The organism is Acinetobacter sp. WCHAc010052, from assembly GCF_002165295.2.
Lineage (GTDB): Bacteria > Pseudomonadota > Gammaproteobacteria > Pseudomonadales > Moraxellaceae > Acinetobacter > Acinetobacter chinensis.
Genome location: NZ_CP032143.1, coordinates 250190 through 276484, shown reverse-complemented (window position 1 = coordinate 276484; position 26295 = coordinate 250190). Strand labels below are relative to the sequence as shown.

Below are 26295 nucleotides of genomic sequence, written 5' to 3'. Positions count from 1 at the left end.
TTAATTTCCCTCACTCATTCCACCCACCACAGGCAATGCCTGCGTGTCCTGCCACAAAGCCTGATTGATCTGTGCAATCGCATCTTTTGCCATGATCTGGTCTGGTGCTAAACCTAAGCTCAGACTTTCTGCTTCAATCGCACGTTGCCAGCCATCTTTCAGCAACTGCACCTTACGCAGACGAACCTCCTGCAACTGCAAAGTCGCCTGTTGCACATCGGTCACGGCAAATTTCCCCGCACTGAAACCCAGCAAGGTTTTACGCTGTACCTGTGTGGCGAGGGGAATCTGAGACTGATCCACTTCTTTAAACTGCACTTCCAGGCCCTGTAGTTCGGTCAATAGGGTTCCAATCTGCAAAGCATTCTGTTTCAGATAAAATTCCTGTTGCTTGCCCAGTAAATCCTGTTTTGCCTGTGCAATCTCGACACCATACTGCTGACGATTGAAAATATTTAAGGGAATAGAAACCCCCACCACCAAGGCATTTTCAGTCGCTGTTTCAGCTGATCTGGTTCGATTCATGCCTAAATTGACTGTTGGATTTGGACGTGCCGATGCCTTGAGCTGATCAACGGTGGCTTTGGCTTGCAGTAGCTGTAACTGACGTGATTTCTCCATCAGATTATCCGCAAGATAAGCCTGCACCTGTTGTGGAGTGGAACTCGGCCACAATGACTGTGGGCTTAAACCGATACGGATGGACTTATCTGCATCGCCCCAGACATTGGACAACTGCTGTGTTGCCACCTGTAACTGCAAATCTGCCTGACGGTATAAACGGACATTTTCCGCATGACTGAGTTTGGCACGATCCACATCGACCTGCGCCACACTACCCGCCTGATAGCGTTTCTGAATCGCATTCAGGTTTTCTTCACTGACATTGAGCTGTTCACGCACAACATTGCGTTCCAGTTCAAAAATCGCCAGTTGTGACCACAGATATTTCACTGCCAGTTCAAGCTGTGCCTGATAAATGCGTTGATTCAGCACCGTCTGATCTTTGGCAAGTCGCGCCAGTTGCTGTGCAGATTTGCGTTCACCAAACAGATCCAGTCGCTGAGAAAGACCAATCGAAAGCTCTTTTTCTTCGTCTGAGCCAAAGCCCGTCTGCTCTATGGACAACTCAGGATTTATCCACAGCTTTGACTGTTTTATATTCGCATCGTTAATTTTTTGCTGAGTTTGCCACACACCCTGCGACTGCTGATACTGCGCAGTTTTTTCAATTGCCTGTTGTAAACTCAGCTTTTGAACAGATGAATCTGCCCACGCGACCGATGACATTAAACTGATGACCACAGTGCTGAGAATGGCATTCCGTATTTTAAATACAGCCTTTGACCCTGTTTCAGACACAGGAATCGCTTTTTTTATAGACACACTTTTAGACATGATAATGCCCCACTAAAATGAATATTCAGTGGTGGGTCAATGTTTTCGGCTACCCCACCTTATAGCGGGGCGGATGCGGGCGGTGGATTGGGCAGAAATAAATCAGGCGACTGGTACAGATTTTTCCAGTCGATAAAGGCAGATTCAGGATAGGCAATAAACTTGGGTTGTTCAGCCTGTTGAGACACATCTGCCACGATAAAATGCGCAAATGAAGGCAAATGATCACTGTGATCATCTTCAAGATGATTCAGAAAATCATGTGCTTTGGCATCATTGAGATGATCATGAGTGATTGATTTCGATAATTCATCATTGAAAATAGAGGATATCGAATGCTGTTGCTGATCTTGAGTGCAATTCGGGGCAACATGATGTCCAAAATGCGAGGGTATGAGTTTCGCTGTTGTTGATACGGTACTTTCATGGTCGCAAAAAGCTGCTGCCACATTCCACAAACTCTGGAACATGAACAAACTCAATAAGACTGTAATAAAAATACCTGAGCGTTTCACACATTTCACTTCGAAACAGAATGTGCCTACTATAACAACGAAGCACTGTGTAATACCATTACATCCTGTATCCAGTCAGCAGACATAAAAAAACCGGTCAATTGACCGGTTTTTCCTTCAGGTGAAATTAAACACCAATTTTGCGGTATTTCTGACGCTTCGCAACAAGGTCATCGCCATCACGCTTTTGACGGTATGCTTCAAATTCAGCATAGTTACCTGTAAAGAATTCAGGTGTTTCACCTTCAAATGACAGGATATGCGTTGCAATACGGTCTAAGAACCAGCGGTCATGCGAGATCACCATCACAGTACCTGGGAATACAAGAATTGCATCCTCAAGCGCACGTAAAGTTTCGATGTCCAGGTCGTTTGACGGTTCATCGAGTAAGATCACGTTTGCGCCCATCTGCAGGATTTTCGCAAGTTGTAAACGGTTACGCTCACCACCTGACAACTGCCCTACACGCTTCTGCTGATCCTGACCTTTAAAGTTAAAGCGACCGATATACGCACGGGATGCAATTTCGTATTCGCCAATCTTTAAGATATCCAAACCGCCAGAAACTTCTTCCCAGACGGTTTTGTTGTTATCCAGTGTGTCACGGATCTGACCCACATAAGCCACTTTAACTGACTCACCCAGCACCACAGAACCAGTATCTGGTTGCTGTTCGCCAGTCATCATACGGAACAGTGTGGTTTTACCTGCACCGTTCTCACCCACGATACCGACAATCGCAGCAGGTGGCACAACAAATGACAAATCTTTATAAAGCGTACGATCACCAAATGATTTGCTGATACCTTCAACTTCTACAACCTTGTTACCCAGACGTGGGCCAGGTGGAATGTAGATTTCAGACGTTTCATTACGCTGCTGGAATTCACGAGAGTTAAGCTCTTCAAAACGCTCCATACGCGCTTTGTTTTTCTTTTGCTGACCTTTGGCATTTGAACGAACCCATTCAAGTTCTTTTTTCAATGCTTTAGCAAAAGATTCTTCCTGCTTGTTTTCCTGTTCTAAGCGGGCATTTTTCTGCTCCAGCCAGGAAGAATAGTTACCCTGATATGGAATACCCATGCCACGGTCAAGCTCAAGAATCCATTCAGCAACGTTATCCAGGAAATAACGGTCATGCGTAATCGCAACGATGGTACCAGGGAAGTCTTTCAGGAAGCGTTCCAACCAGGATACAGATGAAGCATCTAAATGGTTCGTTGGTTCGTCCAGAAGCAGCATGTCTGGTTTAGACAGCAGCAGACGGCACAGTGCTACACGACGGCGTTCACCACCTGAAAGTTTGGATACGTCTGCATCCCAGGCAGGTAAGTTCAGTGCGGCAGCCGCCTGATCCATCTGGTTCACAATATTGTGAGCATCCCATGAATGGATAATCGCTTCCAGCTTTTCCTGTTCTTTTGCAAGTGCATCAAAGTCAGCATCTTCTGCTGCATATTCTGCAAATACTTCGTCAAGACGTGCTAAAGCATCAAGTGGTTCACGTAAACCATCTTCAACATTACCGCGAACGTCTTTTGTTTCATCTAAAGGTGGTTCCTGCTCCAGATAACCAATTTTGATACCTGGTTGAGCACGAGCTTCACCTGAGAAATCTTTATCTACGCCAGCCATAATACGGAGTAAGGTGGATTTACCTGCACCGTTTAAACCAAGCACACCAATTTTGGCACCTGGAAAGAATGATAAAGAGATGTCTTTCAAGATTTCGCGTTTAGGCGGAACCATTTTCGACACACGGTTCATCGTGTAAATATATTGGGCCACGTAGGACTCCTCTATAATTAAAAAAACGCTGCAAAAATGCGAGCAATAAATGGCAATAATTATACGCTGAATTTATCAGCTTTTGTTCAGATTCATCCAATTTGCAGGTGTTATTTTTAAGATCTCGCCTGCATTGATTTTTCTGCCCATTTCACCATCCTTTATCCCGCCATTTTAAAAATCCTGAAACCCGAAAATACGGATAAATAAATGGTGCTTCTGACTATGTAACATATTTTTGTGACTATTATTTTTCACCCTGTCCATACTGAAAATGAATCGTCATTAAATGACAATGCAATCACGCTATATTATTTTTTATGATTTAAAAATTAATAAACCATTGTTTACTTCATATAAACCAATGCTACACTCTTTTGAAATTTAACAAAAAAGTTGATGGAATATGACTTACAAAGACGAAACCCTTGCCATTCATGCAGGTTACAGCCCTGAAGCCACCACCAAAGCCGTGGCAGTTCCGATTTATCAGACCACCTCTTATGCATTTGATAATACTCAGCACGGTGCAGACCTGTTTGATCTGAAAGTACAGGGTAATATCTATACCCGTATCATGAACCCAACCACTGCTGTCCTTGAACAACGAATTGCAGCACTGGAAGGCGGCATTGGCGCACTTGCAGTGGCTTCAGGCATGGCAGCCATCACCTATTCCATTCAGACCATTGCAGAAGCTGGTGACAATATTGTTTCTGTTTCAACGCTATATGGTGGCACATACAACTTATTTGCGCATACACTGCCGAAACAAGGCATCGAAGTGCGTTTCTTCGATTATCAAAAACCTGAAAGTTTACGCGATCTGATTGATGACAAAACCAAACTGGTATTTGTCGAATCGATTGGTAATCCACTGGGCAACATCATTGATCTTGAAGCGATTTCAAAAATTGCTCATGAATATGGCGTTCCTGTGATCGTGGACAATACCGTAGCTACACCTGCCCTACTCAAACCGTTTGAACATGGTGCAGACATCGTAGTGCATTCATTGACCAAATATATTGGCGGTCATGGTAACTCCATTGGTGGCGCAATCGTGGACAGTGGTAAATTCCCTTGGGGTAAATATCCTGAACGTTTCAAAGTGCTGAATACACCTGATCCAAGCTATCACGGCGTGAACTATGTGGAAGCCTTAGGTGAGGCAGCCTACATTGCCCGCTCCCGTGTTGTCCCACTGCGCAATACCGGCTCAGCGATCAGTCCTTTAAGTGTTTTCTTAATCTTACAAGGTTTAGAAACATTGAACCTGCGCATGGAACGTCATACTGAAAATGCGCAAAAAGTCGCTGAATATTTAAAAGCCCATCCAAAAGTAAAATGGGTCAATTACGCAGGCTTAAAAGATCATCCACAACATGCTCTGGCTCAGAAATATGTCAAAGGCAAGCCATCAGCCATTCTCTCTTTTGGCGTTCAGGATGGTCGTGACGGTGGTACACGCTTTATTGATGCGCTCCAGCTGTTCACCCGCCTGGTGAATATTGGTGATGCAAAAAGCCTGGCATGCCACCCTGCCACCACCACACACCGTCAGCTCAATGAAGAAGAACTGAAATCTGCGGGCGTCAGTGTGGATATGGTGCGTCTGTCCGTGGGGATTGAGCATATTGATGACCTGATTGCAGATCTGGAACAGGCTCTTTCAGCGGTATAAATACTGAGATAAAAATTCAGCAGACAGCCCTGATCATCAGGGCTGTTTCTGAGCAGAAATCCACTGAAAACCTGTGCAGTTTTTTATTCTTCAATTGGATACAGTTTCACCATTTTGCCTTCCGTTTATCAGCAGATCAAAAACAGTTTTCCTGGCCATATTGATTTTCATCACTTTTCAGTGATGGTTTTCCAGCCAGTCAAATCTCAAAAAACGGCACTTCCCTCATCCTGCCGGCATTACATCTTTTCATTGCACTAAGAGTGTGTTAAAAATCACTTAATAAGGCGAAAAACAATAGAGTATTTACTCTAAAAATAATTCATAAATTCATGGACTTAACCCTAGTATTTTTTTTAATATTGTATATTATTCCCCACCACAGCAGCCGATCATCTTTTATACAGAAATCCTCTTGCTGGTACAAAACAAGTAACTACAGCTCAGCAGTTCATCGCGTCAATCAGGGTAAAGAACATGAATCAGAAATTAGAGCAGCTTTTCCAGAAAAAGGTTCAGGGTAAAACCGTTTTAATCACAGGGGCATCAAGTGGCATCGGGCTGACTGTTGCACACAGACTTGCAGATGCAGGCGCGCATGTTCTGCTTGTTTCACGCACCAAAGAAACACTGGATCAGGTCAAAGCTGAAATTGAAGCCCGCGGTGGTAAAGCCTCTGTATTCCCATGCGACTTAAATGACATGGAAGCCATTGATGCAGTGTCTGCTGAAATTACAGCTTCTGTAGAGCAGATTGATATTCTGATCAACAATGCCGGACGTTCAATCCGTCGTGCAGTACATGAGTCGGCTGACCGTTTCCATGACTTTGAACGTACCATGCAGCTGAATTACTTCGGTGCTGTCCGCCTGGTCATGAATGTTCTGCCACAGATGATGCATCGCAAAGATGGACAGATCATCAATATCAGTTCAATCGGTGTACTGGCAAATGCAACCCGCTTTTCCGCGTATGTGGCGTCCAAAGCTGCCCTGGATGCATTCAGCCGCTGTCTGTCTGCTGAAGTACATTCACACAAGATTGCGATTACATCGGTCTACATGCCGCTTGTACGCACGCCAATGATTGCACCGACAAAAATTTATAAATATGTACCGACTCTGTCTCCTGAACAGGCAGCAGACCTGGTCGCCTACGCGATTGTTAAACGCCCTAAAAAAGTGGCAACCAATCTGGGTCGCCTGGCATCCATCACTTATGCGGTTGCACCGGACATCAACAACAAACTGATGTCGATCGGCTTTAACCTTTTCCCAAGCTCATCTGCATCGGTTGGTGAACAGCAAAAACTGAACTGGGTTCAGAAAGCCTATGCCCGCCTGTTCCCTGGTGAGCACTGGTAATTTTAAAGATTCACAGATCACAAAAAGGCATCTTCTCTGTTTTGAGTTGATGCCTTTTTTAATGTGGACTGATCTCTCAGAAAATTACAAAATATGATCACTGTTTCAATTCAGTTCTGTCATAATCAAAGTGATTTCACCCACCCAACAACAAAAGCAATACTGGAAAATCAGAATTTTAATATAACTTTAAGAATACTCAGTCACTATAAGATCAATAAAATGAGGGACAGCCCATGAAAAGTCTTCTTTTCTTTAAAGTGTTTTGTTTCTTTTGTGCAGGTCTGACTGCGTTCAACCTGATCACTGACTTACAACAATCACAAATACAGTTTTTCAGTGTTTTCATCCAGTCCGGATTGATTTTAATTCTGCTTGAATTTGCTGTAAAAAGTAAAATATCACCCGTTACAGCCAATAATACTTCAGCACCTGTGACCCAGGCTGAAAATTCAGAAAAACCCAACCCATACTGCTATATTTTCTCAAAAATTGGAGCTGGAACCGTAGCTTCCAGTCTGCTGATACAAAGCATGATTTCATAAATATTCATCCCTTTTAGGGTATGGAAAATAAAAAACCTCCCATCTGGGAGGTTTTTTTATTTTCAGGGTTTATTTCGAGCCTTTGATTCCGGCCTGAAGCAACAGTGCACCTAAACCGCCGATTTTATTTTCCTGTGGTTTAGCAGCCTGTGGCTTATGCTGATTTGTCTGACGCTGCGGGCGGTCTCCCTGAGGACGGGACTGCTGTGGACGCTTCGCCTGTGGTTTACGCTCTCCACGTGACTCATTGTTCTGCTCACGACGTGGCTGACGTTTAGCAGGTGCTTCTGCACCCTCTGCACGCATGGACAGATTCACACGGTTACGCTCAGCATCAACCGTCAGAACACGCACCTGAACAATCTGACCAGGTTTAACCACTTTATGCGGATCTGCAACAAATTCGTTGGCAAGTTCAGAAATATGCACCAGACCATCCTGATGGACACCAACATCCACAAATGCACCGAAGTTGGTCACATTGGTCACCACACCTTCCAGTTTAAGACCTTCTGTCAGCTGTGAAACTTCAGTAATATCTTCGCGGAATTTTGCAGTACGGAATTCTGGACGGGGATCACGACCTGGTTTTTCCAGTTCGCTTAATACATCCTGAACCGTTGGCAGACCAAACTGCTCATCAGCAAAGTCTTCAGCCTTCACCTGACGGATAATTTCGGTATTGCCGATAATATCTTTTACAGTGGTTGCTTTCGCTTCAACAATTTTATTGACCAGACCATAAGATTCAGGGTGAACAGAAGAAGCATCCAGCGGTTCAGAACCTTCCTGAATACGCAGGAAACCTGCTGACTGTTCAAATGTGCGCTCGCCTAAACGTGGTACATTTTTCAGTGCCTGACGGTTATCAAAACGACCGTTTTCTTTACGGTATTCCACGATCTGCTGAGCAATGGATTTATTCAGACCTGCGATATAACCCAGAATGGCAGGAGATGCGGTATTTACATCGACACCCACAGCATTCACACAGTCTTCAACCACTGCATCCAGTGTTTTCGCCAGGCTTGCCTGGTTCACATCGTGCTGATACTGACCTACACCAATGGATTTAGGATCAATTTTGACCAGTTCAGCCAGTGGATCCTGTAAACGACGTGCAATCGACACCGCTCCACGAATGGAAACATCCAGATCAGGCAGTTCGTTTGATGCCAGTTCAGAAGCTGAATAAACCGATGCACCTGCTTCAGAAACTGAAACACGGGTCAGTTTCAGATCTGCATTTTCAGCCATCATTTCAGCAACAACCGCTTCCGTTTCACGGCTTGCAGTACCATTACCAATCGCAATCAGATCAACACTGAACTCACGGCAAAGACGTGCCAGTTCAGCAATCGAACCTGCTTTGTCTTCTTTTGGTGCAAATGGATAAATTGTGCTGTGTGCAACAACATCACCTGACTGATTGACCACCGCCAGTTTCACACCGGTACGGATGCCAGGATCGACACCAAGTGTACAGCGCGCACCCGCAGGAGCAGAAAGCAGTAAATGACGCAGGTTTTCAGCAAAAACATCCATTGCCTCTGCTTCAGCCGCCAGACGTTTTTCTGTCAGTAAAGAATGTTCAATCGCAGGACGGACTTTACCCAGCCAGAATAATTTTGCAGTCTGCTTCAGATAGTCACGGCGTGACTGTGGTTGAGCGGCTTCAAGATCGTATTCTGTTTCAACACGGACCAGTGGCGCATCATCCTGACCATCAACTTTCAGTCCAAGTACGTTTTCCTGACGACCACGCAACATGGCAAGTAAACGGTGCGAAGGGATTTTATTTAAATTTTCAGAGAAATCGAAATAGTCGCGGAATTTTTTACCGACTTCTTTTTTCTCATCAGATGCGACTGTACTTTTCAGCTCTGCAGTTTTCGCAAACGTCTCTTTCAGCTCAGCTGTCAGGGAAATGTTCTGTGCCCAGTCATCAATGATAATGTGCTGAATGGCATCCAGCTGGCTTTCAGTATCTGGATAATCTTCGTGACTGAATCCTGCAAGTGCCTCAGCAGGTTCAATCTGTTCATTCAGAATTTTATCTGCTGCATCACCCAGGCCTGCTTCTCTTGCCTTGAAAGATTTGCTGGTCCGTTTCGGACGGTAAGGTGCATAAATCTCTTCAAGCGCATTTTTTGTTTCAGCAGCAAAAATCCGTGCTTTCAGGTCATCGGTCAGTTTGCTCTGTTCCGTTAAGGATTCCAGAACTTTTTCACGACGTTCAAACAGATCGCGTAAATAAGCCAGACGTGTATCAAGCTGACGCAACTGGATATCGTCCAGCCCCTGAGTTACTTCTTTACGGTAACGCGCGATAAATGGCACACTCGAGCCTTCATCTATCAGTCGGATGGCAGCTTCCACCTGCTCTGGACGTACGGCAATTTCTCTTGCCAGCTGCTGAACTAAGTCAGTCATCGTGTTTGATCCCATAAGGATGAATACTAAAAGGCATGATTATAAAGACCAAGACTATAAAATCCACAACTGTTTTATTAAATTTATAAGTGGTCAATCCTGCCAGTTCATGACATTTTCACAAATAGTCACTAAATTCACGGATAAGTCCATTTTATATCTGCCTTTTTTCTCCGTTTTACTGCATGATAGATGTATATATTTGGTATCTATGTCTTGATTTTTTCTGCAATATTTGTTGCTTTAGAACATAGCAAACAGATACAGATGAATCGTATACTCAACTTCAGCCGTTGTATTCATACGATGACAATAAAGAATAAGGAGCACATCAATGAGTTTAGTTGTACCTGCTGAAAACAAAGATGCCGTACAAGCCGAGACTGACCGCGTCGAACGTATTCTTGTGGTTGATGATGATGTGCGTTTACGGACGCTGCTTCAGCGCTTCCTGGAAGACAAGGGGTTTGTGGTTAAAACCGCACACGATGCCACTCAGATGGATCGACTGTTACAGCGTGAACTGTTCTCTCTGATCGTGCTGGACTTTATGCTGCCTGTAGAAGATGGCTTGAGCATCTGCCGTCGTTTGCGCCAGTCCAGCATAGACACACCGATTATCATGCTGACTGCCCGTGGCAGTGACTCAGACCGGATTGCAGGACTTGAAGCAGGCGCAGACGATTATCTGCCAAAACCGTTCAATCCAAATGAGCTGCTTGCCCGTATCCGTGCTGTACTGCGCCGTCAGGTGCGTGAAGTGCCTGGTGCTCCAAGTCAGCAGATGGAAGTCGTCAGCTTTGGTCCATGGTCACTTGATCTGTCCACTCGCACACTGACCCGTGAAGGTCAGGTGGTAACACTGACAACGGGTGAGTTTGCTGTACTCAAAGCACTGGTTCAGCATCCACGTGAACCACTGACCCGCGATAAACTCATGAATCTTGCCCGTGGTCGTGAATGGGGTGCAATGGAACGCTCGATTGATGTTCAGGTTTCACGCCTGCGTCGCCTGATCGAAGAAAATCCTGCCCGTGCCCGTTATATCCAGACCGTCTGGGGTGTGGGTTATGTCTTTGTTCCAGATGGTGCTGAATAATCGTCTTCAGTCAAATAAGCCTTTTTAAAAGGCTTATTTTATTTAAGCTCCCAAGCCACGGCATACATGGAAAATATCAGTGAAATTAGAACCGATTGATCCGCAGCAATTTACAGAATTTGAGGAATATTCTGAAAGGAAACGTACCCCATGGGAACGCTTTCTGGACAAAATCAAGCCTCGTTCAGGTGCTATGCGCACAACGGTACTGGTTTTATTTGTGGTATTTTTCAGCCTGTTTATGTCCTTGTGGTTTTTCTGGAAGACGCTGTATCTGCCAGAAATCCAGCAGCATGCCCGCTACCTTGCTGTAGAACTTGAAATATTGAATAACCCTGATCTGCGTATTTTCCATAAAGATACTGAAATGGATGTGGACACCTGGCTGAAAAACAGGGTTGGAATTGAATATGTCACTGACCCTGCCGACTATCCCAATGTCCGCGACAAAGTGATTGCTGAGTTCTTTACCAGTCAGATTGAAAAAAAGCTGGCGAAGGAACTTAAAGAAGACGAAGTAACAGTGTATTTCCAGTTCAAACCCAGCCCCCGTATCTGGATTCAGACACCTGAAATGAACGGCAACTGGGTTCGTGAACCCTTAAAAACCTATGCCAACTACAGTCCAGAACTGGTGTTCGGCTGGCTGCTTGGTGTGCCTTTGCTTGCCGCAGCGATTATCCTGACCCTGGTTCGGCAGCTGAACCGTCCTCTGCGCCGTCTACAGAATGCCGCAAACAGTTACAGTAAAACCGGTAAAGCACCTTACCTGGAGACCAATCATGGTCCTCAGGAAATCCGTGAAGTCAACCAGGCTTTCAACCATATGATCTACACCCTGGAGCAGACTGAACGTGACCGCAGAATCATGCTCGCCGGTATTTCACATGACCTGCGCACTCCCCTGACCCGCATCCGCCTGAGTGCCGAAATGATGCCTGATGATGATTTTCTGAAAGAAGGTCTGATTTATGATGTTGAGGACATGGATGCGATTCTGAATCAGTTCATTTCCTACATGAGGGATGGATCTGATGAAAAACCACAGGATACAGACCTGAATATGCTGCTACAGGAACTGATCATTCAGTTCAAACCACTGGATATCCGTTTTCAGCAACATGAACTGCCTGTGATTCAGGCCCGCAGTCTGTCACTGAAACGCCTGATCGGAAACCTGATCAACAACTCCAAGCGTTATGGGGCAGAGCCGATTGAACTCTCTGCAACACTTGAAAATGAACATATTTTAATTAGCGTTGCAGATCATGGTGAGGGTATTCCTGAAGACCAGATTGAAGAACTGATGCAACCCTTTGTCCGTGGAAATGAAGCAAGAACTGTTCAGGGCAGCGGACTCGGACTCGCTATTGTGAAGCGGATTGTAGACATTCATCAAGGTGAACTTTTAATACATAATCGTGAACAGGGTGGACTGGAAGCAATTGTTTCCCTGCCGCTGAACACCATCAGTGATGATGAAAAAACAAGCAGCAGCACACTTGAAAAAATTCGTCAGACTTTGACTGAACGCTTTTGACACCTGTTCAATAGTTGATCATACAGTTTTGATCAACTATTAATCTTATGATTTTAAAGTGTTTAAAATCATACTGATAAATATCATAAAAAAATCTTATACCCACATTTTCTCAAAAAATTAGACCTTAGCAGTACAGGTATGCAAAATGGCTTTTTTGATCGGTACAATCCGTATCAGTTTAAGATTTTAATGAGAGTAAACCATGTCTTTAGATCGCATCCGTTTAGCATCACTTCATGACAAAGTTATGAGTGCAGAACAGGCAGCTCAGTTTATCCAGGACGGCATGACCGTTGGGATGAGTGGTTTTACCCGTGCAGGTGAAGCGAAAGCAGTACCTTTGGCGCTGGTAGCACAAGCGGAAAAAAATCCGTTAAAAATCACTTTAATCACAGGCGCAAGTCTGGGTAATGATCTTGACAAAAAATTGACTGAAGCAGGTGTACTTGCTCGTCGTTTACCGTTCCAGGTGGACAACACTTTACGTAAGGCCATCAACAAAGGCGAAGTGATGTTCATCGATCAGCATTTATCTGAAACTGTTGAACAGATGCGTAACCTTCAGCTGAAAAAGCCTGATGTTGCTGTAATTGAAGCTGTTGCGATCACTGAAGATGGTGGCATCATTCCTACAACTTCAGTAGGTAACTCTGCAAGCTTTGCAATTTTTGCTGAAAAAGTAATTGTAGAAATCAACACCAACCTAAGCCCTGCTTTCGAAGGCTTACATGATATCTATATCCCAACTTACCGTCCAACCCGTCAGCCAATTCCATTGACTAAAGTGGATGAGCGTATCGGTACACCTGCGATCAACATCGATCCTTCTAAAATTGTTGGTATCGTGATCAACAGCGAACTGCATGACTCTCCATCAACTGTTGCTGATGCTGATGATGAGACTCAGGGCATTGCAAACCACCTGATCTCTTTCTTTGAAAAAGAAGTGGAAGAAGGTCGTTTACCAAAAGACTTAGGTCCTTTACAGGCAGGTATCGGTTCAATTGCAAACGCAGTATTAACAGGTCTTAAAGAATCCAACTTCGAAGACTTAGTGATGTATTCTGAAGTACTTCAGGACTGTACATTTGAACTGATCGATGCAGGTAAAATGAAGTTTGCATCAGGTTCTTCAATCACGCTTTCTGCTAAATACGGCGAAAAAGTATTTAACAACCTTGAGCAATACAAAGACAAACTTGTATTACGTCCACAGGAAATCTCTAACCACCCAGAACTGGTTCGCCGTTTAGGTATCATCGGTATCAACACTGCACTTGAGTTCGATATTTACGGCAACGTAAACTCTACTCACGTATGTGGTACGAAAATGATGAACGGTATCGGTGGTTCAGGTGACTTCGCGCGTAACGCACACCTTGCAATCTTCGTAACTAAATCCATTGCAAAAGGCGGCGACATTTCTTCTGTTGTTCCATTTGCATCGCACATCGATCACTCTGAGCATGACGTTGACATCCTTGTAACTGAACAGGGTCTTGCTGACTTACGTGGTCTTGCTCCACGTGAACGTGCTCGTGCAATCATCGACAACTGTGCGCACCCAATGTACCGTGATGCATTGAACGATTACTTTGATCGTGCATGTGAAAAAGGTGGTCAGACTCCTCACATTCTTCGTGAAGCGCTGTCATGGCACTCTAACTTCGAAGAAACTGGTCACATGCTGACTGCACAAACTCAGGAAAAAAAATCTGCTTAAGATTTTGACGCCATAAAAAAACGCCTCATTTGAGGCGTTTTTTTTATGCTTAAGAGAAACTGATCAGTACTCCACGGTTCTGGACTGAACCAGCTGCCCCCGATAAACACCCTGCGGGCTCAATGTGGTATGAATCTCATCCAGTCGGACTGTCCCACGATCCAGCTGAACCACCACATTCCCCCTGGAGTCCTTTTTGATCTCCACTGAAGATTCCATAAACAGGATTGCCATAAAATCCAGTCCCGATTCAGCCAGCTGAATATGAGTATCAAACAACTTCTGCTGATACGGATCAGTAAACTGTGCAGAAAGATCAGACTGTGCAACAACCTCTCTGAGCATCCCGTCACTTAAGGCATCAAACCCTGAGAATACCGATGTGCTTAGACACAGGAAGATACCTCCCGTGACGAGTGATAATTTTTTCATGTTATTCCCCAATAACAGGCGGGTCAGAGACCCATAATTCTGCAATCTTTCATAAAGGATTGCTTTTAAAGCACTTCAGCTTTTTATTACAACCGTATCTTTATGCACGATTGCCCCATTTTTTAAAAAATTATTAGAATTAAAAAGTTCATTGTTTTACGGCAGTTTATTCTGCAACTGTTGAGATATTTTTATAATACTATCTGTGTTCAGCTGACGTTCCACCGTTCCGATTTTCACATTGTCCAGATTAATCTGTAAGTCATTTCTCCCCTTGCCGATAGGCTCAAGTAATGTATGGATACCCTGTGTCGGGTCAGAAGACTGAAGCCCCTGCGCGATATGTTCCACATGCTGCTGTAAGGGTTCAGGCAAGTGACCTGATTCAGTCTGCTGCTGTGGAATATCCAGTGCAGCAACATTGCCACTGTTTTCGCCATGAACCGTTTTCTGTTGAAGTTCGCGCTGATTGCGCAGACCTGTTCTTTGAATATTATCCAGTTTCTGAGTATCAGCCTTCCATTGAACGCTGCCTGCCACTCCTCGCATATCCTGCTCGGTCAAAGACTGCAGAACACTCAGCGTGGAAGTATCCGCATTTGCATGGGCAGTAAACAACCACACCATCAACAGAACACTGCTATTTTTTGAAAGGAAATTCATACTGCAACCTGAAGGAACTCAGAAATAAACGGGTCAGTAAAGATAGTACAATAAGCAGACAAATCCAGGTACTGATTCAGGATAAATGGTTATGATGCATAGAAGTCGACATTTTTAAATTCTGACCGACCTTAATCAAGCACCCCTGTCCGAAGCAGCACAGGAAAAGTCACATGCCATAATTCAGTACGGTTATGCAGAAAGTGCTGAATCTCTGCCAGTGCATCCACCATCTGCGGATTCTGCTCCTGAGCTTTCTGATAATTCTTTAAAGCGGACCAGGTGTTTAAATAATCCAGCAACTGTTGCCCTGACCATTGGTATTCAAGGCTTATTTCAGGTGTTTGCAGCTCTTTGAAAGGAAATGGGATGGTCTGGTAGTTTTCATCAATATAACGCCGTTCAGCATCCCAGTATTTACCCAGAATGTCTGAGTACAGATGATGTACCTGCTGGTTCAGCTCCGTATTTTGCAGCTGAATCAGACCATAGCCCAGCACGACAATCACCCCATCAGGTTTTAAAACACGTCGGACTTCTGCATAAAAGGCATCGAAACTGAACCAGTGAATTGCCTGTGCCACAGTCACCAGATCAACTGAAGCAGATTCAAGGGTCGAATGCTCTGCTGGCTGCGCCTGATAAGTGACATTACTGAACTGAGGTGCCTGTGCGAGCTGTGCAGCACTGAGATCGGTTGCCATCACGTGCTTAAAAAAAGGAGCGAGCATCTGAGTAAACTGCCCCGAACCTGCACCACAGTCCCAGGCGAACTCACGCTGTGAAACATGCCTGAGGACTTCATCAAGCACTGCTTGTGAATACTGCGGTCTGGCCTGTCGGTACAGCTCACTGTCCGAAGAAAACAGATCTTTCATTACGCTCAACCCTGTTTCTGTACATACATCACATCATGACGCCAGAAACAGGGCTCGGCAATACAGCCAAAGTTAAAAATGGTCTGTCAGATTCAGATCAGAATTTATAACCATAGGAAAAACCCAGAATGTTCTGATTCATTTTCAGTGTTGTTTTTCCGCCACCAAATGCAGGGGAAATTACACCTTCCACTTCATCCTCAAGTGCATGTGTATAAGCAACGCTGATTTCCTGATGTGAGTCAATATTATACGTTGCCCCGATACTGACGTGATCCTGAATCACACCTGGTGCAAGAATATTCAGAAACGTTTCACTGTCCTGTACAGGCTGATCATTGTGACTGTAACCTGCCCGCAGTGTCAGCTGAGGTGTTGCCTGATATGATGCTCCGACTTTATAGACATTGATATCATCCCAGCCAAATCCTGGACCTCTGGCTGTGCCAAAAGCATGTCCCTGCTGTAACTTTGCCACATCAAATGTATTTCCCACCGAATCGACATCTGAATAATTGATTCGCTGTACATCTGCTGCCAGTGTCAGTTTGGGTGTGACCTTAAATGCAGCACCGACGCCATAACTTTCCGGCACATCAAAATCGCCCTGCTCTGCAAAAAGTCCACGGTATTTATCAAAACGGTCTGCATCGATTTTAGAAGAATAATTTGCACCCAGGGTCAGACGCTCATCAAAGAAATGACCTGCCCAGCCAATACGTGCGCCAATACCTGTAGATGAGTCCTTGCCACGGTTGCTCAGGTTTGCGCCATCAGCCGAATAACCTGCAAAACCACCAATCCCTCTGGCTTCAAAACGCTGATAAAGAATATTGGTCGCAATACCAATCGACTGATGATCTGTATATTTCCAGGACACTGCAGGAGAGACAAAAACCTGAGTCAGGTCAACACCTGCTGATCCTGTATTTCCAAAGGCAGCATAGGGATTTTTATCATAGCCCGTATTCATGCCACCATTGCCATAAACAGCCAGCCCCAGCGCCACCTGGTCATTAATTTCATGATTCAGCGCAATATCAGGAATGACAAAATACTTACGTCCATTGCCATCATAGCTGCCATTGGCTCCATACTGATTGCCTGAAATTTTCGCAGAACGGTCGGGCGTAAATACGGTCAGACCTGCATCCACCCGACTGCCGATCCAGCTTAAACCTGCGGGGTTACTGGCAATGGTTAATGCATCCTGAAACTGGGCAATGGAAGTCCCCGCATTACCCTGAGCTTTAACACCATAGCCATGCATAAAATAACCTGTGGTTGCAGATGCAGAAGTACTGATTAAAGCGATCACAACACTGAGGGATAACAGCGAAACTGAATGATTCATATTTTATCTTAACTAAAAACAATATATAACAAAGTATATTGTTAGAGCTTATGCATGTAATCAAATATAAATTCTAATACTTATTCTTTTTATTCATATAAAAGACAGATCAGGGATTACAGCAGATTTTATAGCGCAAATTTCGATGTGCAATCCCGTCAGAGAGCTGAAAATTTCAGCTCTGACAGTAAAAAATCTCAGTTCAACACCCGTTCAATGACATAGGAAGTCTGTGCGATGGGCACCATCTCACTGTTCAGCTGATAATATCTGACATCATAGGTTCCTGGCTTCCAGCCTTTTGCAGGACTGAAACTGACCCAGTTCTGCTGGCTGTCAGCCGTGATCCGCTGTGGCATAAAAAACAGCACTTCACCGCTGTCTCTGTTGCTCCAGCGGATAAAAATCTGCTTACCACTGTCCACCTTACCCTGTGTATCCAGATGTGCGAACAAAGGCTGATGCAACGGTATATCACGGGGCAGAACCGCAGATGCTGTTATGGATTCATAAAAACTCACTGTCGCGCTTGCCACTAAAGGCGTTGCTGGATCAGTATTTTTTGCTTCAATAAATTCATTCATCAGGCGGTTTGCAAACATGCGCTTATCCTGGATTTCGGACAGATCATAATCCGGAAAAACCTGCTCCAGATAATGACTGATCTGCTCGGATGAGGCGGTGTTGATCAATGCGGTGATTTCTGAAGTCTGGGTTTTCAGCTGGGTCTGCCATGACGGCACACCCTGTCCTGTCTCCAGCTGAGCGGAAGATGAATGCTGCAGTTCAGCCAGAACCTGATCAGGCACCTTTGTCTCTGGTGTCTGATCAGAAGACCAGTGAGCGGTCAGATAGCCCAGTCCAAAGCACAGGATAGCAATGACCGCAGTTACAGCATAATGCATGACTAAGGCTTAACTGCAGACAATCTGCTCATTATTCATCACATTGTATGGCAGTTTGGATGCCTCAAATGTAGAACCCTCTGCAAGTACTCTGGCACGGTTTGCTCCCTGAGCATTGAGCAGTTTCAGATCACCGCTGACACAGACACCGGTCTGAGCCGTATTTTTCAGGTTCAGTACACACCCTGCCTGCGTGACCGTAAATGTTTTCAACCCTGAAACTGTGGTCGTTTTACAGGCAGTGACAATAGGGTTCCCAGACTGGTCTTCGCAGGCTGAACAGTCGTTGTTCTTTTCACAGGCAGATGCTGCTTTTTCACTGCGACAGACATAAGTCACCGCACCTTTGACAATGGTCTGACTATAAGAGGAGTTAAAGTTATCGCCGCCATCACCGCCACCACAACCACTGAGCAGCACAACCAGAAATGCCGAAAATCCATAACCTAAAATTTTTTTCATTGTTATCTCAATTATTACCCTCAATTTTTTATTTTAACCAATAAAAAAACCCCAGACAATGTCTGAGGTTTTTTGAATATGGTGGCGAGACCCAGGATCGAACTGGGGACACACGGATTTTCAATCCGTTGCTCTACCTACTGAGCTATCACGCCGATGCGGTGTATTAAGCCGTATCTGCTCTAATTAGTCAATAAAAATCATCACATTTTTATTTGATCGCATATTTTTTATGCAAAAAAAATCCCTGATGGGATCAGGGATTGAAAACACAAATACGTTTTAAATATGGTGGCGAGACCCAGGATCGAACTGGGGACACACGGATTTTCAATCCGTTGCTCTACCTACTGAGCTATCACGCCGATGACGCGTATTAAACAGTTTAAGTCCCTGAGCGTCAAGCAGCTTTCTGAATAATTGCTTTTAAATGTTCACTTTTACAGCATATTATCTATTTTTTAAAACTGTTTACTGCTGATGATTCAGTTATATAGTCGGTTTTTATTAACCTGCACACATAAAAAAAGCAATCCTGAGACTGCTTTAAAAACGGTATTCTTCAAATTTTCCCAATGTGATCCAGACAGCGGTGTATCGCGCCACAGCCCGGTTCGAAGGCTTTAACACCCTTTTCTTCTTCCATACGACAGGCTTCTTCCACCAGCCTTTCAGCAACGCCCCGCCCTCGGTTAGCAGGATGAACCACGATATTTTCCAGGGTTCTGCTGTCTCCCTGTCCAGTGCACCAGAGTGCACCAATCAGTTTAGTATTAAATTCTGCGGTATAAACCAGGGTATACTGAGCTAAGTTCTGCTCAAGTTGTTCAATGGCATCCTGCCCATCACTAAATTCTGGGCTTGTGTCATACAGTCGCTCAAGCTGGCTGCGCACTTCGTCATTTTCAAGTGAAGTATAGGCATGTACGGTTATAGGCATTGATTAACCCTCCTGAGCAATCTAATATGCAGTGACTTTCGTCAAAGCGAAACATCTTTACATCAAACTTTTAATTTTTGACGTTTTTTGAGGAACGTGTCTATGGCGCAACGTATCAGTGAAGTAGTAAGAAACACCAACGAAACTAAAATACGTGTTCGTGTGAATCTTGACGGTACTGGTCAAGGCACGCTGAACACCGGTGTTCCATTTTTAGACCATATGATTGATCAAATCAAGCGTCATGGACTGTTTGATATTGATATTCACTGCGATGGTGACCTGGAAATCGACGATCACCACACAGTTGAAGACTGCGGTATCACTTTAGGACAGGCTTTCGCTCAGGCTTTAGGCGATAAAAAAGGTCTGCGCCGTTATGGTCATTTCTATGCACCGCTTGATGAATCTTTAAGCCGCGTGGTAGTGGATCTGTCTGGTCGTCCTGGTCTGTTCATGGATATTCCGTTTACCCGTGCCATGATCGGTCGTTTTGATGTTGACCTGTTTTCAGAGTTTTTCCAGGGCTTTGTCAATCATGCGCTGATGACACTGCACATTGACAACTTAAAAGGCAAAAACAGCCACCACCAGATTGAAAGTGTATTTAAAGCATTTGCACGTGCTTTACGCATGGCTTGCGAGGTTGACCCTCGTGCAGAAAATACTGTGGCATCGACCAAAGGAACATTGTAATGACCCGTATTGCCCTTCTTGACTATGGCATGGGAAACCTTCACTCAGCAGCAAAAGCCCTTGAACATGTCGGTGCAACTGTTGATGTGACCAATGATCCAAAACTGATTGCTCAGGCAGACAAAATCGTATTTCCTGGTGTGGGTGCAATGCGTGACTGCATGCAGGGAATGCGTGAAGCAGGTATTGATGAAGTCGTGCGTAAGGCAGCTTTCAACAAACCTGTTTTAGCGATTTGTGTCGGTATGCAGGCTTTGCTGGAATCTTCTGAAGAAAATGGCGGTTCTGAAGCACTGGGCATTTTTGAAGGTGTGGTCAAACGCTTTCCCGATATGAAAGGCTTAAAAGTGCCTCATATGGGCTGGAATCAGGTGCATCAGGCTGACCCTGAGCATCCGATGTGGAAAAATATTGAGCAGGATGCACGTTTCTACTTTGTACACAGCTACTATGTAGAACCTGAAAATACTGCCTATACTGCTGCCACCTGTAATTATGGCATTGAGTTCTGTACCGCGATTCACAAAGAAAATCTGTTTGCGACTCAGTTCCATCCAGAGAAAAGCCATACTGTAGGCTTACAGCTTCTGAAAAACTTTGTGGAATGGGATATCTGATTCTGTTTTTAGTCTCAGATATTATCCGTTTCAAAGAAAAGCTCATTTTTAAATGGGCTTTTTTAATGTTCTGTTTCAGTCATCAGTCTTCCCGTGTGACAAAACCACCTTCGACCGGTCTGACACTGACTCGGATTTCAGCGTCCAGATTCAGCTCTGCATAGCGCAGTTTCAGTTCATTCATCAGCTGTTCAACGCTTGCCTGTTTCAGCAGTACCAGATCTGCAGGTACTCCACTTTCAGCGCCAGCAGATTTACCTTCAAGTATCCAGCGTTCAGACACACCTAAATACTTTGCCAGCTCCATTAGACTCTGCGCACTGGGTACAGACTGCCCCTGCAGCCATCGCCCTACCGTATCTTTGGAAACCTCAAGCGCAGAAACAATATCAGAGGTTTTTATATTCTTTTCCTGAATCAGCTGCTTGATCCGTTTTGCTCCATCGACAAATGCAGAAAACTCATCATCCCTGTTGCTCACTGTTTTTCACTCCTCTGCACAGTTGCTCTGCAAAACTAACATTTTTTGTTCAGCTTTTGCTATAACAGTAAAAAAACTTCAGGCTCTTTCTTTTGGATCATTCAGCACCCACTTTGCCGGATACAGCAACCATCAGTACTTATCCTCTGTTTCAGAATCTACCGCTGGAACGGATCAGGGTTATTCAGACCCTCGATCAGTGTCAGCAGATTGAAGCTGAGCTTAAAGCGGCGAAAATTCTGGGCTTTGATACTGAGTCCCGTCCGACATTTACCAAAGGTGAAACTCAGACAGGCCCTCATCTGATTCAGCTTGCCACAGAAACAGATGCATGGCTGTTTCAGGTCTCCCCAGAAATTCTGCAATTTCTGCAGGCTGTACTTTCCAGTAACACTCAGCTGAAAACAGGTTTTGGACTGAAAAATGATGCACACCTGTTCCGTAAAAAAGGCATCCAGCTGAATCATACGGTTGATCTCTCCAGATGCTTCACACAGCTGGGGTTTAAAAATCCTCTGGGTATTAAAAATGCCATTGCTGTTCTGTTCCAGCAGAATTTCCCCAAACGCAAATCTGTCAGTACCTCCAACTGGTCACGGAAAAACCTGAGTCCACAGCAGATTGAATATGCCGCAGCAGATGCCTATGCACCTGTGCTGATTTTTAAGGCGCTTCAGCAACAGGGTTTACTTCCACCTGATATTTCATAAAATTTTCTGCATAAATCTGCTTTGCTGTAATAAAAGCCAGTGCAGGCTCTTAGAAATTGATCAATATTTTGCTAAGATTAGCGCCAATAAATTCTTTATGAGACTGGGCTAGGAGCGAAAGCATGCTGATCATCCCTGCAATTGACCTGAAAGATGGCAAATGTGTCCGTTTAAAACAAGGTCGTATGGAAGACGATACCGTATTTTCTGATGATCCAGTTGCCACTGCACAGCATTGGGTCAATGAAGGCGCACGCCGTCTGCATCTGGTCGATCTGAACGGTGCTTTCGCAGGTACACCAATCCATAAGCCTGTGGTTGAAGCCATTGCCAAAGCACAGCCAGAGCTTCCAATTCAGATTGGTGGCGGTATCCGTTCCCTTGAAACCATTGAACACTACCTGGATGCAGGTGTGTCTTTTGTGATTATTGGAACAAAAGCTGTTAAAGAACCTGAATTTGTTGAAGAAGCATGCAAAAAATTTGCAGGTCATATCATTGTTGGTATTGATGCAATCAACGGCATGGTGGCAACAGATGGCTGGGCAAATGTCACTGATGTTAAAGCAACCGATTTAGCAAAACGCTTTGCAGATGCAGGTGTTTCCAGCATTGTGTACACAGACATTGCCCGTGACGGCATGATGCAGGGTGTAAATGTTGAGCAGACTGTACATCTTGCACAGTACTCAGGTCTACCTGTAATTGCTTCAGGTGGCGTGACCAACCTGGATGATGTCCGCAACTTAAAAGGACAGCTAGGTATTTTAGGTGCGATCACGGGTCGTGCGATCTATGAAAATACACTGAACCTGCGTGAAGCTCAGCTGTTACTGGATGCACAGTCTCTGTAAGACGGTTTCCCCCATTAAAAAAAGAGGTCGATATGACCTCTTTTTTTATTCAGGATGTTTATATTTATACCTTCAGGATTTTATCATCAGTCTGTATACATCGCCCTGTTGTCATTCAGGGTAATGATTCCTCTTAAAGCCCGATAAACAATCCAGACCCATGCCAGTCCAACCACCACGATACAGAAAGCAGATGCGCCCAGCGCAACACCGGCAAAAAGCTCAGGGTTCTGTCCGGTATAAAACAGAAATATAAACGGTACAAAAGCAATGACGTTCCAGATGAGATACCACCAGAACGTTCTGATCTGCCAGGTAAAATGACTTTCAAAGATGCTGCCTTTGACCGAACTGCGTTTTATATAATTGATGATCAGCGCAATCACGGCGAGCAGACCTGCCGAAAAAATAGCAACAATATAAAGAATATACAGAACAAGTGTCAGAGATCGGTTCGGATCTTTATCTATCTCATAATTCATCATCTACCCTCAGCAAAAAGCACCCAGTTAAATATGCAGGCTGTTAAAAGGTGAAATCAGCCATAAAATCAGCAATATATTAAAGCCTATGGTACAAAAATAAATCTGACGGAAAGGTTGTTTTTGTGTTTTATGTCGTAAACGCTGCTGAGCCAGCCAGGCCGCTGGCCATCCTCCCAGGAAGGACAACAGATGCAGAGTATTTTCAGGAACACGCCGATTGTTCTGTTGTGCAGCTTCTTTATCCTGCGCGTACATCCAGTAAGTCATGACGTTGATGATACTGATGAACAGCAGAATCATTCCCTGTAATTTTCCAGCCAGTACAAGCCCTGCCAGTACCACAATATAAGCAACACTCAATATCTGCATACCCTGCAGCCGTGGACTGGCATGAGATGCAGATGGCTGAGCCCTGGAGGATTGTTTACGGGTCTGTGCGGCTTTCAGATAAGTCACCTGGAGGGCTTTACAGCGTCCCTGACCATCCAGCTGAACCACATACTCCAGTGCACAGCCGACGATTGGACGTGGACCAGGTCGGGAAAAATCCTTGATGTGCAGAAATACACGATCTTTTGAGGCATCCTCAGGCTGAATAAAACCATAGCCTTTTTCATCAAACCATTCCACCAACCGACCCTGATCGCGCATTTTCACCTCATTTTATGCTGTAACAAATTTCATCCGTTCAATCAGCATATTACGCATTTCCACGGGGTTTTTCTGCAGAATATCTGTTCCTGTACGTCCTTCCATTGCATTTTTCTGTGCAATCTGTAAACGCATCATCCAGAATCTGCCCGCTGCCATCGCCAGATACAGCTCCAGACAGGATTTTTCATCTTCTGTCAGTGGTCGTACCGCACTGTATGCTTCCAGGTAGGCCATCGCTTTTTCTTCGTTCAGTACAACCGAAGGATAATCCGTACAGAAATCATTCATGCTGATGGCAATATCAAACAGCAATTCATCTTTATTCAGCTCATAAAAATCCAGAATGCCTTTCAGTTCATCGCCATCAAACAGCGTGTTGTCCCTGAACAGGTCTGAGTGAATAAAACCACGGGGACGGTCTGGATACATCATGCTCAAAGCATCGTACAGCCCTAGCAGATTACTGAGTAAGGTGCGGTCTGCCATGTCCAGTGTAGGCTGAATCTCTTTTGCCACACTTCGCCAGTAACGGTGATCCCGATATTCTGCACGCTGAAGCGGAAAATCCAGCAGTGCCACATGCATCTGTGCCTGTGCCTGTGCAATTGCCCTGACCTGTCCTACAGTAGATGGCATCGGGTGTTTGCCCATCATTCTTGGAGCAATCTGAGCCGGTTTATTTTTTAAGATATGAATGGATTTTCCACTGTGCTTTAAAGGTACAGGCACAGCCAGCCCCTGCTGCCCCAGATGTTCCAGTACCGGCACCAGTTCAGATGCACCCTGCTCATCCATTTCTTCAAAAATCGTCAGTACATACTGAGCTGTGTCACAGACCACAAAATAATTGGTATTCTGGATACCACCCTGAATAGGAATCAGATCTGTCACCTCCAGTTGATAAGGCGCTGCAAAATCCTGAACTTCCTTTAAACTCAGTGGGGTATAAACCGACATAGAAAACCTGCAAAAAAACTTAGCTAAGTTTGATAGAATAGCCGTTCAATCTGCCAAGGTGTAGCACCTGTGCGGGTCAGTTTCATAATTGGCTGTAATAACTGGAAAAATTTATGCTCGCTAAACGTATTATTCCTTGCCTGGACGTAGATAATGGTCGGGTGGTGAAAGGTGTTCAATTTCTTGATATCCGTGATGCAGGTGACCCTGTCGAAGTTGCCCGCCGCTACAATGAGCAAGGTGCAGACGAAATTACTTTCCTGGATATTACAGCGACTTCCAATGGCCGTGACACCACTTACCGTACCGTAGAACGTATGGCAGAGTCTGTTTTTGTACCTCTGACTGTGGGTGGCGGTGTCCGTAAAGTCGAAGATATCCGTCTGTTGCTCAATGCCGGTGCAGACAAAGTCAGCATCAACTCAGCCGCGGTCTTCAATCCTGAATTTGTTCAGGAAGCCTCTCAGCGTTTTGGCGCTCAATGTATTGTGGTCGCAATTGATGCGAAAAAAACCGCTGAAAATAAATGGGAAATTTTTACTCACGGCGGTCGTAAGACAACTGGAATTGATGCCATCGAATGGGCTGTAAAAATGGCTGACTTCGGTGCAGGCGAACTGTTGATCACCTCGATGGATGCCGATGGTACCAAAGCAGGTTATGACCTTGAGCTGATGCGTCAGATCAATGACCGTGTCACCATTCCAACCATTGCATCTGGTGGTGTAGGTAATTTACAGCACCTGGCAGATGGTATCTTAAAAGGTGGGGCAGATGCTGTACTGGCTGCATCCATTTTCCACTTCGGTCAGCACACGATCCCTGAAGCAAAAAAATACCTTGCTGAACAAGGAATTGAAATGCGCCTCTAAGGCTCAGTCACCTCTGACAAAGAGTATTCACTGCATGCTCTTTGTCATTTTAAAACAGTTCAAAAATGCTTATCCAGGCGAAAAACAGCTCAGCTTTCAGATGATATATTATTTTCAGTATTCATCCTGATCAAAAATGCTGAAATCAGCATCCAATATAGAAATTCAGGGCAAAAAAAAGGAGCCTTGAAGACTCCTGGAAACCGAAGAAACTACAGCACGTGGTTTAAAATCAAACAGA

26 protein-coding genes and 2 tRNA genes are annotated in these 26295 nt (G+C 44.7%); 11 read left to right on the top strand and 17 right to left on the bottom strand.

Features of this window, described 5'->3' with window-relative positions; genetic code table 11:
- The 3 genes from CDG61_RS01715 to ettA form a co-directional block, all read right to left on the bottom strand.
- On the bottom strand, positions 1 to 1398 hold the full coding sequence (locus CDG61_RS01715) for a TolC family protein (protein ID WP_087549825.1): 1398 nt from the start codon (positions 1396 to 1398) through the stop codon (positions 1 to 3).
- Positions 1399 to 1457: 59 nt separating this feature from the next.
- Positions 1458 to 1913 (bottom strand): cation efflux protein, CzcI-like, encoded by a 456-nt coding sequence (locus tag CDG61_RS01710; RefSeq protein ID WP_087549824.1) that lies wholly within the window; start codon positions 1911 to 1913, stop codon positions 1458 to 1460.
- A 127-nt stretch (positions 1914 to 2040) separates the two neighbouring features.
- Positions 2041 to 3702, bottom strand: a complete 1662-nt coding sequence (gene ettA, locus CDG61_RS01705) for an energy-dependent translational throttle protein EttA (RefSeq protein WP_087512104.1) — start codon at positions 3700 to 3702, stop codon at positions 2041 to 2043.
- 406 nt (positions 3703 to 4108) lie between these two features.
- Between ettA and CDG61_RS01700 the strand changes: the two genes are divergently transcribed.
- The 3 genes from CDG61_RS01700 (at position 4109) to CDG61_RS01690 (ending at position 7296) form a co-directional block, all read left to right on the top strand.
- Positions 4109 to 5386 carry an O-acetylhomoserine aminocarboxypropyltransferase/cysteine synthase family protein gene (locus tag CDG61_RS01700; protein WP_087512103.1) on the top strand — a complete coding sequence of 426 codons (1278 nt, stop codon included), beginning with the start codon at positions 4109 to 4111 and terminating at the stop codon, positions 5384 to 5386.
- Positions 5387 to 5863: 477 nt separating this feature from the next.
- Positions 5864 to 6751 carry an SDR family NAD(P)-dependent oxidoreductase gene (locus CDG61_RS01695; RefSeq protein WP_087549823.1) on the top strand — a complete coding sequence of 296 codons (888 nt, stop codon included), beginning with the start codon at positions 5864 to 5866 and terminating at the stop codon, positions 6749 to 6751.
- A 236-nt stretch (positions 6752 to 6987) separates the two neighbouring features.
- On the top strand, positions 6988 to 7296 hold the full coding sequence (locus CDG61_RS01690; protein WP_087549822.1) for a hypothetical protein: 309 nt from the start codon (positions 6988 to 6990) through the stop codon (positions 7294 to 7296).
- Between the two features lie 69 nt (positions 7297 to 7365).
- Here CDG61_RS01690 and CDG61_RS01685 read toward each other — a convergent pair whose 3' ends face one another.
- Positions 7366 to 9729, bottom strand: coding sequence for a Tex family protein (locus tag CDG61_RS01685; RefSeq protein WP_087549821.1), 2364 nt, complete (start codon positions 9727 to 9729; stop codon positions 7366 to 7368).
- A gap of 334 nt (positions 9730 to 10063) precedes the next feature.
- Between CDG61_RS01685 and ompR the strand changes: the two genes are divergently transcribed.
- From ompR to CDG61_RS01670, 3 genes are all read left to right on the top strand, one after another.
- Positions 10064 to 10828 carry a two-component system response regulator OmpR gene (gene ompR / locus CDG61_RS01680; protein WP_087512099.1) on the top strand — a complete coding sequence of 255 codons (765 nt, stop codon included), beginning with the start codon at positions 10064 to 10066 and terminating at the stop codon, positions 10826 to 10828.
- A 79-nt stretch (positions 10829 to 10907) separates the two neighbouring features.
- Positions 10908 to 12368 carry an ATP-binding protein gene (locus CDG61_RS01675; protein WP_087549820.1) on the top strand — a complete coding sequence of 487 codons (1461 nt, stop codon included), beginning with the start codon at positions 10908 to 10910 and terminating at the stop codon, positions 12366 to 12368.
- Between the two features lie 205 nt (positions 12369 to 12573).
- Entirely contained in the window at positions 12574 to 14094 is a 1521-nt protein-coding gene (locus tag CDG61_RS01670) for an acetyl-CoA hydrolase/transferase family protein (protein WP_087549819.1), read from the top strand.
- A 63-nt stretch (positions 14095 to 14157) separates the two neighbouring features.
- Here the strand turns inward: CDG61_RS01670 and CDG61_RS01665 are convergent, their stop codons facing one another.
- The 9 genes from CDG61_RS01665 to CDG61_RS01625 form a co-directional block, all read right to left on the bottom strand.
- Entirely contained in the window at positions 14158 to 14526 is a 369-nt protein-coding gene (locus CDG61_RS01665) for a hypothetical protein (protein ID WP_147387765.1), read from the bottom strand.
- 156 nt (positions 14527 to 14682) lie between these two features.
- Complete coding sequence (locus CDG61_RS01660) at positions 14683 to 15189, bottom strand: hypothetical protein (protein ID WP_087549817.1); 507 nt, start codon at positions 15187 to 15189, stop codon at positions 14683 to 14685.
- A gap of 131 nt (positions 15190 to 15320) precedes the next feature.
- Complete coding sequence (locus CDG61_RS01655; protein ID WP_087549816.1) at positions 15321 to 16067, bottom strand: class I SAM-dependent methyltransferase; 747 nt, start codon at positions 16065 to 16067, stop codon at positions 15321 to 15323.
- 97 nt (positions 16068 to 16164) lie between these two features.
- Complete coding sequence (locus CDG61_RS01650) at positions 16165 to 17421, bottom strand: OmpP1/FadL family transporter (RefSeq protein ID WP_087549815.1); 1257 nt, start codon at positions 17419 to 17421, stop codon at positions 16165 to 16167.
- 197 nt (positions 17422 to 17618) lie between these two features.
- Positions 17619 to 18326 (bottom strand): hypothetical protein, encoded by a 708-nt coding sequence (locus CDG61_RS01645; protein WP_087549814.1) that lies wholly within the window; start codon positions 18324 to 18326, stop codon positions 17619 to 17621.
- Between the two features lie 9 nt (positions 18327 to 18335).
- Complete coding sequence (locus tag CDG61_RS01640) at positions 18336 to 18788, bottom strand: hypothetical protein (RefSeq protein WP_087549813.1); 453 nt, start codon at positions 18786 to 18788, stop codon at positions 18336 to 18338.
- Between the two features lie 79 nt (positions 18789 to 18867).
- Positions 18868 to 18943: transfer RNA gene (locus CDG61_RS01635), tRNA-Phe, on the bottom strand.
- Between the two features lie 134 nt (positions 18944 to 19077).
- Positions 19078 to 19153, bottom strand: a tRNA-Phe gene (locus CDG61_RS01630).
- Positions 19154 to 19350: 197 nt separating this feature from the next.
- Positions 19351 to 19728: a GNAT family N-acetyltransferase gene (locus CDG61_RS01625; RefSeq protein ID WP_087512090.1), complete on the bottom strand. Its 378-nt coding sequence runs from the start codon at positions 19726 to 19728 to the stop codon at positions 19351 to 19353.
- Positions 19729 to 19830: 102 nt separating this feature from the next.
- On the opposite strand from CDG61_RS01625, the gene hisB reads away from it, so the two are divergent.
- Together hisB and hisH are read left to right on the top strand one after the other, a co-directional pair.
- Positions 19831 to 20424, top strand: a complete 594-nt coding sequence (gene hisB, locus CDG61_RS01620) for an imidazoleglycerol-phosphate dehydratase HisB (protein WP_087512089.1) — start codon at positions 19831 to 19833, stop codon at positions 20422 to 20424.
- Complete coding sequence (gene hisH / locus CDG61_RS01615) at positions 20424 to 21041, top strand: imidazole glycerol phosphate synthase subunit HisH (RefSeq protein WP_087512088.1); 618 nt, start codon at positions 20424 to 20426, stop codon at positions 21039 to 21041. Before hisB ends, hisH begins: the two co-directional genes overlap by 1 nt.
- 82 nt (positions 21042 to 21123) lie before the next feature.
- On the opposite strand, the gene CDG61_RS01610 is transcribed toward hisH, so the two are convergent.
- Complete coding sequence (locus CDG61_RS01610) at positions 21124 to 21522, bottom strand: helix-turn-helix domain-containing protein (protein ID WP_087549812.1); 399 nt, start codon at positions 21520 to 21522, stop codon at positions 21124 to 21126.
- Positions 21523 to 21614: 92 nt separating this feature from the next.
- On the opposite strand from CDG61_RS01610, the gene CDG61_RS01605 reads away from it, so the two are divergent.
- Both CDG61_RS01605 and hisA read left to right on the top strand, forming a co-directional pair.
- Positions 21615 to 22232 carry a 3'-5' exonuclease gene (locus CDG61_RS01605; RefSeq protein ID WP_087549811.1) on the top strand — a complete coding sequence of 206 codons (618 nt, stop codon included), beginning with the start codon at positions 21615 to 21617 and terminating at the stop codon, positions 22230 to 22232.
- 122 nt (positions 22233 to 22354) lie between these two features.
- Positions 22355 to 23086, top strand: coding sequence for a 1-(5-phosphoribosyl)-5-[(5-phosphoribosylamino)methylideneamino]imidazole-4-carboxamide isomerase (gene hisA, locus CDG61_RS01600; protein WP_087549810.1), 732 nt, complete (start codon positions 22355 to 22357; stop codon positions 23084 to 23086).
- 86 nt (positions 23087 to 23172) lie between these two features.
- Here the strand turns inward: hisA and CDG61_RS01595 are convergent, their stop codons facing one another.
- The 3 genes from CDG61_RS01595 to CDG61_RS01585 are packed head-to-tail and all read right to left on the bottom strand — an operon-like array spanning position 23173 to position 25182.
- Positions 23173 to 23568: a DUF4870 family protein gene (locus CDG61_RS01595; RefSeq protein WP_087549809.1), complete on the bottom strand. Its 396-nt coding sequence runs from the start codon at positions 23566 to 23568 to the stop codon at positions 23173 to 23175.
- 27 nt (positions 23569 to 23595) lie between these two features.
- Complete coding sequence (locus CDG61_RS01590) at positions 23596 to 24222, bottom strand: DUF1294 domain-containing protein (RefSeq protein WP_087549808.1); 627 nt, start codon at positions 24220 to 24222, stop codon at positions 23596 to 23598.
- A gap of 12 nt (positions 24223 to 24234) precedes the next feature.
- Positions 24235 to 25182 carry a homoserine kinase gene (locus CDG61_RS01585; RefSeq protein ID WP_087549807.1) on the bottom strand — a complete coding sequence of 316 codons (948 nt, stop codon included), beginning with the start codon at positions 25180 to 25182 and terminating at the stop codon, positions 24235 to 24237.
- Between the two features lie 113 nt (positions 25183 to 25295).
- Here CDG61_RS01585 and hisF point away from each other — a divergent pair, with 113 nt between their 5' ends.
- Positions 25296 to 26054: an imidazole glycerol phosphate synthase subunit HisF gene (gene hisF / locus CDG61_RS01580; protein WP_087512082.1), complete on the top strand. Its 759-nt coding sequence runs from the start codon at positions 25296 to 25298 to the stop codon at positions 26052 to 26054.
- Positions 26055 to 26295: the final 241 nt, after the last annotated feature.